The organism is Streptomyces mutomycini (genome assembly GCF_001700505.1).
Classification (GTDB): Bacteria; Actinomycetota; Actinomycetes; order Streptomycetales; family Streptomycetaceae; genus Streptomyces; species Streptomyces mutomycini.
This window is the reverse complement of record NZ_MAPV01000011.1, coordinates 1-13,020: the sequence shown is the minus strand read 5'-3', so window position 1 is coordinate 13,020 and position 13,020 is coordinate 1. Positions and strand designations below refer to the sequence as shown.

The window sequence follows — 13,020 nt, the reverse complement described above, 5'->3', positions numbered from 1 at the left end:
ACGGGCTCCCTCAGACCTCGTAGGGCTGGACGACGACGAAGTTTCCGGGTGCTCCCCGGAACTGGAGGTTCACGGTCTCCCCGCTGTGCCCCGGGTACGCGTTGCGGCGCAGCCGGACCTGGCTGGAGATGATCACCTGGGAGGCGGACGACCAGGCCACCACGGCGTTGCAGTCGGCGAAGGTGGTCGGCGTGACAGGCAGGACGACCGGCACGCCGTGGGTCTTGACGACGACGGTGCCCGTGCCCTGGAACTGCATGGTGAACAGTGCGCCGCCGGGGATGCCGTGCCCCTCGATCCTGCGGACCTCGTACTGCAGGGACTCGTCGAAGGCGAGGACGCTCTCCGCCGAGACGCAGATGCCGTCGCCCTGCAGCTCGATCGGATGCAGGTGCGCCCCTTCCTCGGCGAGGAAGACCTGGCCCTTGCCGGTGCAGCGCATCAGCTGCATTTCCTGGCCCGTCGCGTTGCCGACCATACGGCCGGCGAAACCGGCGCCCTTGTAGCCGAAGTCCACCTTGCCCTGGTACATCACCATGCTGCCCTGGCGGGCCAGCACCGGCGTTCCGCCCATCGTGAGGTCGACGCGCATGAGCTGCTGGTTCTGTGACGTCCAGCGCTGTCCCGTGGCCGCTTCCTTGTAGGGCTGCAGGGCTGCCTGCAGGCCCGCGCCGCCCGCGGGTACACCCTGGGGTACGCCCTGCGGCATCCCCGGCTGCATGCCGGGAGGCTGCTGTCCGAACGGTGCCTGAGCGTGCTGGCCGAACGGCGGGGCGGCCGGGGGCTGCTGCCCGTAGGGCTGCGCGGCAGGAGGCTGCTGACCGAACGGCGGGGCTCCCTGCCCCGGCACCTGTCCGAACTGCGGCTGCTGCGGCGGCTGTCCGTACGGACCGGGTGCGGGTGGCGCCATCGGTGCCGCCATGGTCGGCGCGGCGTGCATCGGCTGCTGCTGCGGCGCGGGAGCCGGAGCACCGAACGCCGGTGCGGGCTGCTGCGGCGCCTGGGGTGCGGCGGGAGCACCGAAGGCAGGAGGCGCGGAGGCCTGGGCGGGCGGCGCGAACGAGGGAGCGGCGCCCTGGGGGGGTGCGGCGGGAGCCTCCTCCGCGACCTCCCCGCCGAAGTTCTTGAGCAGCGCGTCGAGTCCGCCGTCGAAGCCCTGGCCGACGGCTGCGAACCGCCAGACGTCCTTCAGGTAGAAGTCGCCGAGCATGACCGCGCGCTCGGTGGTGAACTCCGAACCGGTGAAGGCGTACTTCACCACTTCCTCGCCGCCCGCGACGATCCGGATGTATCCGGGGCCGACCTGCGAGAGCTGTCCGGCTCCATCGAGAGTCGCGGTGAACGACAGCTTGTGGATGTTCGCCGGAATGCGGTCGAGGGTGACGCGGAACGACTCGGTGTCACCGGCTTGGGCACCAAGAAGCTGAATGGACTCCTCGGGCGATTTCGGCTGGTTGAAGAAGATGAAATACCGGTCGTCGGAGAGCTGCTCGTTGGCATCGAGACCGAAGCAGCTGATGTCGAACGTCAGGCCGGGGCCCGCGATCTGCACACCTACGTACAGATCCGTCCCTGACGTGAGATCACTGATCTTGGCCTTGTGGCCGCGTTGAAATTCCCTGGCCATGCGTAACGACCGTCCCCCATCCCGAAGGTGAATGCGTCGCGTCAGGCTAACCGCAAACCACGACAATGAGCCAAGCCGGTACAGACCCGGTACAGAATCGGCGATGTCACTCTTCGCGAGCGGCGGGCAGATGCGGAAGCCGGTCGGCCGCCACGACGCCTTCGAGATAGCCACGTGCACGCTCGGTACGGGGGTACGCCTCCAGGAGCTGCCAGAAACGCGGCCCGTGACCCGGAACCAGCAGGTGGGCCAGCTCGTGGAGGAGGACGTAGTCGACGACGTACTCCGGCATGCCCTGCAGACGGTGCGAAAGCCGGATGCTGCCCTCGGCGGGCGTGCACGAGCCCCAGCGGGTGTTCTGGTTGGTCACCCAGCGCACGGAGGCGGGGCGGGCACGGCCCCCGAGGTACTGGCCGGAAAGCCGCTCGGCACGCTCGGCGAGCCCGCTGTCACCGATGACGCGCTTGCTCTCCTGCGCGGCGAGCTTGTCGAGCATCACGCCGACCCAGCGCTGCTCCTCGGCCTCCGACATCCGCGCCGGGATGAGCACGATGGTGCGGTCGCCCTCCCGGTACGCGGAGACCGTTCTGCTGCGCCGGGCGCTCCTGCGGACCTCGACGGCGCCCGACACCGATGTGCGGGGCTGCTGGGTGGCTGCGCTGCGCGGCCGGCGTCCGGCGCTGCGCGCGTGGGTCTCTCCGGCGAGACCGGGAGAGGAGTCGGCGGGCACGGCACGACGTTACCTGCCGGCGGTGCGGGAAGTCCCGCCTCCCCGGCGGTTCTCCCTTGATCCACTTCTCGTCCCGCACCTTTTGAACGACTAATGCCCCAGCCTGTGGATAACTTTCGGCACGCTTCGTCGCCACGTTGCATTCTGGCAACGGATCCCTACTCCGACGGCAACGGATCCCGAGACCGACCTGGGAGAAGTCATGCACCCGATGCTGAAGCCCGCACTCCGCCGTGCCTGGCGTGGACGGAACACCGTGCAATTCGGTGTGACGCCCGCGCACGCGGTAACGCTGGGGCCGATGGATATCGCCACCGGAAGTTTTCTCGAACTGCTCGACGGAACACGCGGACTTCCGCTGCTCAGGGAAGAGGCCAGAGCTCTGGATCTGTCGGACCGTCACGTGGACATTCTCGTATCCCGCCTCACGGAGGCCGGTCTGCTGGACGATCCGGACGCGGGCGGCCCGGAGGCCGACGCCTTACGCCGACGGGCCGAGACCCTGGAGCGGCAGCGCCCCGACGCGGCGGCCCTCTCCGTGGTCCATCCGGCGCCCGGCGGCGGGCTGCGCAGACTCGCCGCCCGTCGCGCGATGCGGGTCCAGGTGCGCGGCGCGGGCAGGGTCGGAGCGGCGATCGCCGCAGTGCTGTCCGGGTCGGGGGTAGGCCATGTCGACGTGCTCGACGGCGGCCGCGCCGAGCCCTGGGACATCGCGCCGGGTGGCCTCCCGGCCTCATCGGTCGGAGAGCGCCGGGACACGGCCGCACGGCAGTTGGTGCGCCGGACAGCGGTCGGCGGGCCTCCTCGGCCGGGCCGGGGGACAGCCGGGACGGGCGCGGCCCCGGCGTGCGGTGAACCCGCGCTGTCCCTGATCGTGGTGGCCCCCAGGGACGGTCTCTCCGTCTACGCACCCGATCCGGATACGGCCGCATCGTGGATCGCCTCGGGCACCCCCCATCTCTACGCCGGAGTGATCGAAGCCACAGGAGTGGTCGGGCCGCTGGTGCTTCCCGGTGGCACCGGCTGCGCGGGCTGCCTGGCACTGAACCGTGCGGAGGCCGACCCCCAGTGGCCGCGGATGCTCGCGCAGTGGAGGTCAGGGCGGCGCACCTGTGTGCAGGCCTGTGACCTGGGCCTGGCCACCGCGGTGGCCGGCCTCGCCGCGGCCCACGCCCTGTCCTTCCTCGATGGGGAGCTGCCCGGCAGCACGGGGGCACGGTGGGAGGCCGCCATGCCCCTGCTGGACTGGCGGTCGCAGCGGCTGGAACCACACCTCGACTGCGTCTGCGGTGCCGCCGGGCACACTGAGGTGGAGCTCACCTCCGCGGCCGGCGCCACGCAGGACACAATGGCGGGGTGACCGCCGCCGGCGGAGCGGAGCCGATACTCACGCGGCACGGCAGTCTGCGAACTGGAGGGGCACATGTCTGATCTTCCCCGGAAGGCGGTCACCCGTACCGCGAAGCTGGCAGCGCTGCCGCTCGGCTTCGCCGGGCGTGCCACGTGGGGTCTCGGGAAGCGGATCGGCGGGAAGTCCGCGGAGATCGTGGCGCGCGAGGTCCAGCAGCGCACGGCGGATCAGCTCTTCAAGGTGCTCGGCGAGCTGAAGGGCGGCGCGATGAAGCTCGGACAGGCTCTGTCCGTCTTCGAATCCGCGCTGCCCGAGGACGTCGCGGGCCCTTACCGGGCGGCGCTGACCAAGCTGCAGGAGGCCGCACCGCCCATGCCGAGCCGCACGGTCCACGGGGTGCTCGCGGAGCGGCTGGGCGACGACTGGCGGGATCTGTTCACGGAGTTCGAGGACCAGCCCTCTGCCGCAGCCTCGATCGGGCAGGTCCACCGCGCCGTGTGGCACGACGGACGCCATGTCGCAGTGAAGGTGCAATACCCGGGCGCCGGTGAGGCCTTGTTGTCGGACCTCACCCAACTCAGCCGCTTCGCACGGCTGCTCGGGCCGCTGGTTCCCGGAATGGACATCAAGCCGCTCATCACGGAACTGCGCGACCGGGTGTCCGAGGAACTGGACTACGAGCTCGAGGCGCGGGCCCAGCAGGAGCACGCGGTGGAGTTCGCCGACGATCCGGATGTGGTGATCCCGGCAGTGGTGCACCAGTCCGACCAGGTCCTGGTGACGGAGTGGATGGAGGGAGTTCCGCTGTCGGAGGTGATCGCCGACGGCACCACGGAACAGCGGGACCGGGCCGGCCAGCTCCTGTCGCGCTTCCTTTTCTCGGGGCCCGCGCGCACCGGTCTGCTGCACGCGGACCCCCATCCGGGGAACTTCAGGCTGCTCCCTCCGGCAGAGGTGACTGCCGGGGACGGAGACGGGGACAGGGACGCGGACGGACTCGACGACGGTTGCGGCCAGTGGCGTCTGGGAGTACTGGACTTCGGCACAGTGGACCGGCTGCCGGGCGGCCTGCCGCAGACCATCGGCGACGCCCTGCGGATGACGCTGGACGGGGACGCGGACGGCGTCTACGCCATGCTGCGGGAGGACGGCTTCGTCAAGGAGTCGATCGATCTCGAAGCGGAGGCCGTCCTTGAGTACCTGCTCCCCATCATCGAGCCGGCGCAGGCGGACGAGTTCACCTTCACCCGCTCCTGGCTGCGCAGCCAGGCCGCCCGGATCGCCGACCCGCGCTCCCCGGCTCATCAGCTGGGCAAGCAGCTGAATCTGCCCCCGTCCTACCTGCTGATACATCGCGTGACGCTGAGCACGATCGGGGTGCTGTGCCAGCTGGGCGCGACTGTCCGGCTGCGGGACGAACTGGATTCCTGGCTGCCGGGATTCCTCCCGGAGTACGAGCCGGAAGAGGAGGACAGCGTCGAGAGCGACGGCGCCGAGGAGGGCGCGGCCGTCGAGGTGTAGAGGCGCACCCACGCCCTCGGCTCACCGCAACGGTGCCCTCAGGGCGCCGCCCGCCCGCGCGTCATCGGGTCGGGTCACCACCAGGCGGAGTCGAGACGGCTCTCGACGGCACGGATATGGGCGCGGGCGCAGTCGTCGCAGAAGTACTGGCGCTGTCCGTTCTCCACGGAGCAGAGCCACGTCGGAGGCGGGCCGTCCGATCTCGCGGTGGTGCCGCAGCGGGCACACACCACGTGGTCGGTGACGGACTCCGCGGGGTGATGAGTCTCCTCGTCCACCCGCCGACGATAACGCCGTGGGCCGGGCGGCGCGCGCCGCAACGCACTGCGGGGCCGGCCTGTGTCCGGCCGGCCCCGCAGAAGGGGAGGGTGGCTGCCTGGGAGGCCGAGCGGTGGCCCGGCAGCCGTGGTACGCCGTACTGCTGGTGGAACTGTCAGTGCATGACGGCCATGGCGAGCGCGCGGCGGGCGCGCAGCGACGCGCGTTCCGCGCGTCGCTGCATCCGCTTGGCGGTCACCAGGCGCACGCCCCGTCGTCCGTCCTCGGCCTCCCTCAGACGCTCGTGCATATGCGCACGGGCCAGGGCTTCTGGGATGAGTTGCATTTCGCGGGTCCTGTTCTGGCGCGAGTCGTTCGCGCCGATGATGGTGACGTCCGGGGTCGCGGAGCCGACGGGCTCCCTCGTGGCGGTGGTCATTGGTGCCTGATTTCGCGGGTCATGGGTCTGGGGACGGTCGATGGTTCCGATGCGCTTCGTTCGTGCGGGGGCCATGGCCCCCAGGCCGGCGGTCACGCCGCGACCGGGTTCTTGCGGGGACGGCCACGCGGACGCTTGCGTGCGACGACGACGCCCTGGACGAAGAGCTCGCCACCCCAGACGCCCCACGGCTCGCGGCGCTCCTTGGCACCTGCGAGGCAGGCCTCCATCAGCGGACAGGTCCGGCAGAGGGACTTGGCGTACTCGACGTCCGCCGGCGACTCGGCGAAGAAGACCTCAGGGTCGTAGGAACGGCAGGGGACGGGTACGCCGAGGTTCTCGATGGCGTCGTCGAGCGCGGTGAGCGCGGTGAGCGGGATCAAGGTGGAGTCCTCCGTGAGGCCGGGCGGGGAGATCGTGTCGGAAGGCGGTACGGACGGGGCGTGCGTCTCGAGTTGCACGGTGGCGTTGTCCTCGTCTGGTCGTGCCGGCCTGTTGGCCGGTTGGCGGCTGGTACCAGGTCCTGCTGTCCCGAGGCTCCTTCGTCTCGTCTCATCCGTTCGGACAAAACAAAAGGGCCGCGGATCCCGAGTGGGGTTCCGCGGCCCTGAAGGCGCCGGCCTGATTCGAATCAGGCTGGATCACTCCAGGGTTCAGGCCCACGGAAGGCCCACATCTTGTGGTGGTGCTGCGTCGTCTGCTTCTTGGCTCCGGCACCGGCTGCGGCTGCCGCAAAGGCATAGGCCGAGGCCTGTCCCTTCACTACGGCTGCTTCCGGTGCCTCGGTCGGTCGCTCATTGCGCTTCCACACGGGCAGACCGGTCATGGACAGCGGGCTGACGGCGGAGCCGCCGGACACACCGATGCCACGAAGCGAGAGCGCCGAAGAGCGGGTGAGGCCGAGCGAGCAGGTGGAGACGACCGACGGATCGGTCACTTCGATGGTGTTGATGATGCTGATCACGACAATCGCCTCCTCTCGGCGTCTCAAGGGACCGGCCGGGGCCGATCCTGCGGTATTCGGATAAGTACAGCACGGAGTCAGGGCTTCAGAGAAGTCGCTGTTCCCGTGGTTAAGAACCTATGGTGATTGCTGCTGCGGGCGCAAACTATTTTTTCGGCGAGTTCTTCTCACACCTCGCCGTCGCCCTCCTCAGGCTCCTGACGCACCGTCCGGCCTGCGCAGATGGCCAGCACGTCGGCCCCGAACCTGGTCAGCTTCCGGTTGCCGACACCGGCGATGACGACGAGCTCGCCCTCGCTGTCCGGCGCCGCCTCGGCGATCGCCATCAGCGTCTTGTCGGTGAAGACGCAGTAGGCGGGCTGGCTGATCTCCTTCGCCCGGTCCGCACGCCACTCCCGCAGCCGCTCGTACAGCGCCTCGTCCATGTCCGAGGGGCAGTCCTCGCAGCGCATCAGTTTCATCTCACCGGCCTCGGTGAGCGTCTTGCCGCAGACCCGGCAGCGCACCGGACCCCTCCGGCCCGGCCTCGCCAGGGTCTGTGTGCCGGTGCCGCCCGTGCCCGCACGGGAGCCGCGGTCGATGCCGCCGCCGCCTCCGGCCCCGCCCCGCGTGCCGAGCGCGGCCGACCCGGGACGCAGCCCGTTGAGGAAGCGGGTGGCCCGGCGGTTCCCGCGGCCCCCCGGCGACCGGGACAGGGCCCAGGACAGCGAGAGGTGGAAACGGGCCCGGGTGACACCGACGTACAGCAGCCGGCGTTCCTCCTCCACCTGTTCGTCCGTCTTGGCGTAGGCGATCGGCATCATGCCCTCGGTGAGCCCGACGAGGAACACGGCGTCCCACTCCAGTCCCTTCGCCGAGTGCAGCGACGCAAGAGTCACACCCTGGACCGTGGGCGCGTGCTGGGCGGCGGCCCGTTCGTCGAGCTCAGCCACGAGATCGGAGAGCGTGGCGCCCGGCCTGGCCTGTTCGAAGTCCTCCGCCAGACGCACCAGTGCGGCGAGAGACTCCCAGCGGTCCCGCACCGCTCCCGAGCCGGCGGGCGGCTTGGAGGTCCAGCCCTTCGTGGACAGCACCGCCCGCACCTCGGAAGGAAGGTCGTCGGCGCCGTCGAGCAGCGAGTCGTTGCCTCCCGCGCGGGCGGCGCCCCTCAGCGCGACGCCCGCCTCCCGCACCTCGGGGCGGTCGAAGAAGCGCTCCGCGCCGCGCAGCTGGTAGGGCACACCCGCGTCGGAGAGAGCCTGCTCGTAGACCTCGGACTGGGAGTTGACCCGGTACAGCACCGCGATCTCACCGGCCGGGACCCCGGCGGCGATCAGGTCACGGATACGGCGTGCGGTGCCCTCGGCCTCCGCGGGCTCGTCGGCGTACTCCGTGTAGACCGGTTCGGGTCCCTTGTCCCGCTGCGACACCAGCTCCAGACGGTGTTCGGCCGCCTTGCCGCGGGCCTGACTCAGCAGGCCGTTGGCCAGGTGGACGACCTGGGGCGTGGAGCGGTAGTCCCGCACCAGCTTGACCAGCGTCGCGTCCGGATGGCGCGTGCGGAAGTTCAGCAGATGGTCGGGGGTGGCACCGGTGAAGGAGTAGATCGTCTGGCCGGCGTCGCCGACGACGCAGAGATCGTCCCGGTCACCGAGCCAGAGGTCGAGCAGCCGCTGCTGGAGCGGGCTGACGTCCTGGTACTCGTCGACGACGAAGTGCTGGTACTGACGGCGCACATGATCGGCGATGTCGTGCCGGTCCTGGAGGATGCCGACGGTGAGCAGCAGTACGTCCTCGAAGTCGATCACCGACCGGTCGCGCTTCAGCTGCTCGTACATCGCGTAGATCTGCGAGAGCTCGGCCGGGTCACGCGGGGCGTCCCGCTGGGTCTTGGCGACCGCGGCCGGATAGTCGGCGGGCACGGTCTGGGTGACCTTGGCCCACTCGATCTCACTGGTGGCGTCCCGCAGCTCGTTGCGGTCGAGCCGGATCCCGCAGCGGGCCGCGGCCTCGGCGACCAGCTGGACCTTGCGCTCCACGAGCCGCGGAAGCTCACCACCGACCGCTTTCGGCCAGAAGTACTGGAGCTGGCGCAGGGCCGCGGAGTGGAAGGTCCGGGCCTGGACACCTGTCGCACCGAGCTGGCGGAGCCGGCCGCGCATCTCTCCGGCCGCCCGGTTGGTGAAGGTGACGGCGAGCACGGTGGTCGGCTGAAGGATCCCGGCACGCACCCCGTAGGCGATGCGGTGCGTGAGCGCCCGCGTCTTGCCCGTACCTGCTCCGGCCAGCACGCACACGGGTCCGCCGAGGGCGAGCGCGACCTCGCGCTGCTCCGGGTCGAGCCCGTCGAGCACGGCGTCCGCGGAGTCGGGGACCTGTGGGAAGAGGGTGGAATGCGTTGCTGCTGTCACCCTGCCATGCTGCCAGGTCGCGAGGGACCGGCGCGGCGGTTGTCCACAGGGGCTGCCGTTCGTCATACCGGTGCTGTGCGGGTGCCGTGTCGTACGTCATACCGGTGCGGTGCGGAGCGGTGCCGTACGTCGTACCGTCCGGGGCCGCGGGGAATGGTGCCGAGGTCCCGTACGTTCCCTCCATGCGGGAGCGACGTTCCCCCCACCATGCGGGAGCGTACGCGCGGCCCCGCATCCAGCGAGACCGACGAGACAAGGGAGCACCGAAGACATGCCGGGCACTGTGACGATGTACAGCACCACGTGGTGCGGCTACTGCCGCCGGCTCAAGAGCCAGATGGACCGCGAAGGCATCTCGTACACCGAGGTCAACATCGAGCACGACCCGGACTCGGCAGCTTTCGTCGAGAAGGCCAACGGCGGCAATCAGACAGTTCCGACGGTTCTGGTGGTTCCCGCCCAGGGCGGCTCCGACGTCGTCATGACGAACCCGAGTCTTGCGCAGGTGAAGCAGGCGCTCGGCGCCTGACTCCCGCCTGAGAGCCCGCCCCTCTGNNCAGAGGGGCGGGCTCTCAGGCCGCGTTGCCCGGCCTCGGGAGCGGCTTGCCGTACCAGAGCTCGATCAGGCGCGCGGCGATCGAGATGCCGAACGGGGGCAGCACCTCGCCGGATTCGAAGGCGGCCGTCAGGTCCTCGCGCGAGAACCAGCGGGCCTCCTCGATCTCCTCGCCGTCCACGGTGATCTCCGAGGTCACGGCGCGTGCCATGAAGCCGAGCATCAGGCTGGAGGGGAACGGCCAGGGCTGGCTGGCGATGTACTCGACCTCGCCGACGGTGACGCCGGCCTCCTCGAACACCTCACGGGCCACGGACTGCTCGATCGACTCCCCCGGCTCGACGAAGCCGGCGAGGGTCGAGAAGCGGCCCTCGGGCCAGTGCACCTGGCGTCCCAGCAGGGCACGGTCCTGGTCGTCCGTGACCAGCATGATCACCGCGGGGTCGGTACGCGGGTAGTGCTCCGCCCCGCATGCCTGGCAGCGGCGGATGTGCCCGGCGGCCGCGATGACGGTCCGCTCGCCGCAGCGTGAGCAGAAGCGGTGCAGCCGCTGCCAGTTCTCCAGGGCCACCGCGTGCACCATCAGGCCGGCGTCGCGCGGGCCGAGCAGCAGCCCGGCCTCACGCAGGCCGGCGGGCCGTGCGGACTGGTCCATGCGGCCCGGCAGGGAGTCCTTCTGGAGCGCGAAGTAACGCACGCCGTGCTCGTCGGTGCCGAGGAAGTAGCGGTGGGTCTCGGTGACGGGCGCCTCGAAGGCGGGCGTCATGACGAGCTCGGTGCCGCCGTCGGGGGTGTCGTCGATGAGCGCCTGTCCCCCGGAGACGACGAAGACTCTGGTCGTCGGGTGGCTCCAGGCCGCGGCGAGCCAGGCCTCGTCGAGCCGGTGGTGCGCGGCGCGGTCGATGCCGCTGGGCGCGGTGAGACCGATCGGGCGGTCTGCGGTGGCGTTGTCGAAGGTGCTCACAGGTGCTTCCTACTCCCCCGGGGGCGGATCGGGCGTTCAGAGATTCAGCGGAGTGCGTCGGCCAGCTCGCTCCACAGATGGGCGGCGGTCTCCACGCCCTTGAGGAGGAGGTCGAGTTCGACCTTCTCGTCGGGGCCGTGCCAGCCGTCGGACGGTACGGAGATGCCCAGGAAGAGGACGGGTGCGCCGAGCACGTCCTGCAGGTCGGCGGCGGGCCCCGAGCCTCCCTCGCGGGTGAAGAGGATCTTCTTCCCGAAGGCCCGTCCCATGGCGCGCGCCACCGCCTGGAGTGCGGGGTGGTCCAGGGGCGTCAGGCAGGGGCGCGTGGCGGGCGAGAAGGTGATCCGGTGGCGGACACCGGCCGGGATCCTGGCCTCGGCCCAGGCACGGACCGCTTCCTGGATCCGCTCCGGGTCCTGGCCGGCGACCAGCCGGAAGCTCAGCTTCACCATGGCGGACGAGGGGATGACGGTCTTGCTGCCGGCCCCCTGGTAGCCGCCGCCGATGCCGTTGACCTCCGCGGTGGGACGGGCCCAGACGCGCTCGAGGGTCGAGTAGCCGGCCTCGCCGGCGGTGGCGTGCGAGGCCGCCGTGCGCAGCCACGTTTCCTCGTCGAAGGGCAGTTCGGCGAAGAGAGCCCGCTCGGTGTCGGTGAGTTCGGCGACGCCGTCGTAGAAGCCGGGGACCGCGACCCTGCCCTCCGTGTCGTGGAGAGCGGCGACCAGGCGGGCGAGAGCGGTCGCGGGGTTGGGGACGGCGCCGCCGAACGACCCGGAGTGGATGTCCTGGCCGGGGCCGGACAGCTCGATCTCGCACTCCGCGAGACCGCGCATGCCGGTGCAGACGGTGGGGGTGTTCTCGTCCCACATGCCGGTGTCGGAGACGATCACGGCGTCGGCCGCGAGACGGGCGGCCCGCTCCTCGGCCAGTGCGCGGAAGTGCGGCGAACCGGACTCCTCCTCGCCCTCGATCAGCAGCTTGAGGTGGACGGCGGGCGTCGTACGGCCGGTCGCGGCGAGGTGGGCGCGGACACCGAGTGTGTGGAAGAACACCTGGCCCTTGTCGTCGGCCGCGCCGCGTCCGTACATCCTGCCGTCGCGGATCACCGGCTCGAAGGGGTCGGTGCTCCAGCCGTCCTCACGGGCCGCGGGCTGCACGTCGTGGTGGCCGTAGACCAGGACGACGGGTGCGTCGGGATCCTGTGACGGCCACTCGGCGAAGACCGCGGGGGCGCCGGGCGTCTCCCAGATCTCGGTGACCGGGAAGCCCGTCTCGGCGAGCTTCCCGGACAGCCACTCGGCACTGCGCCGTACGTCCTTGTCGTGCTCCGGCTGGGCGGATACCGACGGGATGCGCAGCCACTCGGCGAGGTCGTCGAGGAAGGCCGTGCGGTGCTGCTCGGTGTACGTACGGACGGCGCTGTCCGGGGTGTCGCTCATGCTCATGAGCCTATCGGCCCTGCGGAGGTGGCTCGTCCAGCAGGAGCTTCTCCAGCTCCTCCCTGCCCGGCAGCGCGGTGGGACGGGACGTCTCCCCGGTGCGTACGTAGAGGAAGGTCGCTGTGACCGCGTCCAGCGGCAGACCGTGCAGTTCGGCCCAGGCCAGGCGGTACACGGCGAGCTGGAGCGGGTCGGCCGTGCGGTGCCGGCTGGTCTTCCAGTCGACGATCTCGTAGGTGTCGCCCGTGCGGTAGACCGCGTCGATCCGGCCGCGGACCACCCGGCCCCCGAGGGTGATCTGGAACGGTGTCTCGACGCGGTAGGGAGTGCGCCGGGCGTACGCCGTGCGCTCGAAGGCCTCCTTGAGCTCGGCGAGGTCGCGCTCGTCGGCGATCTCCGCGTCGTTCCCGTCGCCCCCGGGGAGTTCGTCCGGGCCGAGCATGGGCAGCGGCAGTTCCTCGAAGCGGGACTCCACCCAGGCGTGGAAGCGGGTCCCCCGGCGGGCCGCGGGCTGCGGGGGACGTGGCATGGGGCGGGCGAGCTCCCGCGCGAAACCGTCTGGGTCGTCGGCGAGGTGCAGGAGCTGCGTGGCGGAGAGGGTGGCGGGGACGACGACGTCGCGCACGGCGGCGCGGGCGCGGCGCAGCTCACCGGCGAGTGCGTCGAGGTCCCGGTCCCAGGAGGCGAGGGTGCGGGACTCCTCCGGGGTGAGGCTCGCGTCCACGGGGTTACGTGCGGCGGGAACGTACGGGGCGGGAGCGGGCACGGCGGGCGCGGGGAC

The 13,020-nt window shown here is 70.8% G+C and carries 13 protein-coding genes; 3 read left to right on the top strand and 10 right to left on the bottom strand.

The window, feature by feature from the left end:
• Positions 1–10: 10 nt before the first annotated feature.
• Together BFF76_RS00725 and BFF76_RS00720 are read right to left on the bottom strand one after the other, a co-directional pair.
• The gene (locus BFF76_RS00725; RefSeq protein ID WP_031091250.1) at positions 11–1,627 is read right to left on the bottom strand and encodes a TerD family protein; all 1,617 of its coding nucleotides are present in this window, start codon (positions 1,625–1,627) and stop codon (positions 11–13) included.
• A gap of 106 nt (positions 1,628–1,733) precedes the next feature.
• On the bottom strand, positions 1,734–2,357 hold the full coding sequence (locus BFF76_RS00720) for a M48 metallopeptidase family protein (protein ID WP_053930441.1): 624 nt from the start codon (positions 2,355–2,357) through the stop codon (positions 1,734–1,736).
• 202 nt (positions 2,358–2,559) lie between these two features.
• On the opposite strand from BFF76_RS00720, the gene BFF76_RS00715 reads away from it, so the two are divergent.
• Positions 2,560–3,717 carry a ThiF family adenylyltransferase gene (locus BFF76_RS00715; RefSeq protein ID WP_065846683.1) on the top strand — a complete coding sequence of 386 codons (1,158 nt, stop codon included), beginning with the start codon at positions 2,560–2,562 and terminating at the stop codon, positions 3,715–3,717.
• 63 nt (positions 3,718–3,780) lie between these two features.
• Positions 3,781–5,229, top strand: coding sequence for an ABC1 kinase family protein (locus BFF76_RS00710; protein ID WP_031091246.1), 1,449 nt, complete (start codon positions 3,781–3,783; stop codon positions 5,227–5,229).
• 74 nt (positions 5,230–5,303) lie between these two features.
• Here BFF76_RS00710 and BFF76_RS00705 read toward each other — a convergent pair whose 3' ends face one another.
• The 5 genes from BFF76_RS00705 to BFF76_RS00685 all read right to left on the bottom strand — a co-directional run bounded on the left by BFF76_RS00705 (position 5,304) and on the right by BFF76_RS00685 (position 9,280).
• Complete coding sequence (locus BFF76_RS00705; RefSeq protein ID WP_031091244.1) at positions 5,304–5,507, bottom strand: hypothetical protein; 204 nt, start codon at positions 5,505–5,507, stop codon at positions 5,304–5,306.
• A 155-nt stretch (positions 5,508–5,662) separates the two neighbouring features.
• Positions 5,663–6,022 carry a hypothetical protein gene (locus BFF76_RS00700; protein WP_079122283.1) on the bottom strand — a complete coding sequence of 120 codons (360 nt, stop codon included), beginning with the start codon at positions 6,020–6,022 and terminating at the stop codon, positions 5,663–5,665.
• The gene (locus tag BFF76_RS00695) at positions 6,019–6,387 is read right to left on the bottom strand and encodes a WhiB family transcriptional regulator (RefSeq protein WP_031091240.1); all 369 of its coding nucleotides are present in this window, start codon (positions 6,385–6,387) and stop codon (positions 6,019–6,021) included. The genes BFF76_RS00700 and BFF76_RS00695 overlap by 4 nt, the downstream gene beginning before the upstream one ends.
• A 170-nt stretch (positions 6,388–6,557) precedes the next feature.
• A complete protein-coding gene (locus tag BFF76_RS00690; protein WP_053930439.1) occupies positions 6,558–6,890 on the bottom strand; it encodes a hypothetical protein in 333 nt (110 codons plus the stop codon).
• A 167-nt stretch (positions 6,891–7,057) separates the two neighbouring features.
• Positions 7,058–9,280 carry an ATP-dependent DNA helicase UvrD2 gene (locus BFF76_RS00685; RefSeq protein WP_065846681.1) on the bottom strand — a complete coding sequence of 741 codons (2,223 nt, stop codon included), beginning with the start codon at positions 9,278–9,280 and terminating at the stop codon, positions 7,058–7,060.
• 271 nt (positions 9,281–9,551) lie between these two features.
• Between BFF76_RS00685 and BFF76_RS00680 the strand changes: the two genes are divergently transcribed.
• Positions 9,552–9,809, top strand: coding sequence for a mycoredoxin (locus BFF76_RS00680; protein ID WP_031091234.1), 258 nt, complete (start codon positions 9,552–9,554; stop codon positions 9,807–9,809).
• A gap of 43 nt (positions 9,810–9,852) precedes the next feature.
• Here BFF76_RS00680 and nudC read toward each other — a convergent pair whose 3' ends face one another.
• The 3 genes from nudC to BFF76_RS00665 all read right to left on the bottom strand — a co-directional run.
• The gene (gene nudC / locus BFF76_RS00675) at positions 9,853–10,800 is read right to left on the bottom strand and encodes an NAD(+) diphosphatase (RefSeq protein ID WP_031091232.1); all 948 of its coding nucleotides are present in this window, start codon (positions 10,798–10,800) and stop codon (positions 9,853–9,855) included.
• Positions 10,801–10,844: 44 nt separating this feature from the next.
• Positions 10,845–12,239 carry a dipeptidase gene (locus BFF76_RS00670; protein WP_031091229.1) on the bottom strand — a complete coding sequence of 465 codons (1,395 nt, stop codon included), beginning with the start codon at positions 12,237–12,239 and terminating at the stop codon, positions 10,845–10,847.
• Positions 12,240–12,249: 10 nt separating this feature from the next.
• Positions 12,250–13,020, bottom strand: a 771-nt coding sequence (locus BFF76_RS00665) for a PD-(D/E)XK nuclease family protein (protein ID WP_141695555.1), incomplete at its 5' end; no start/stop codon positions are given.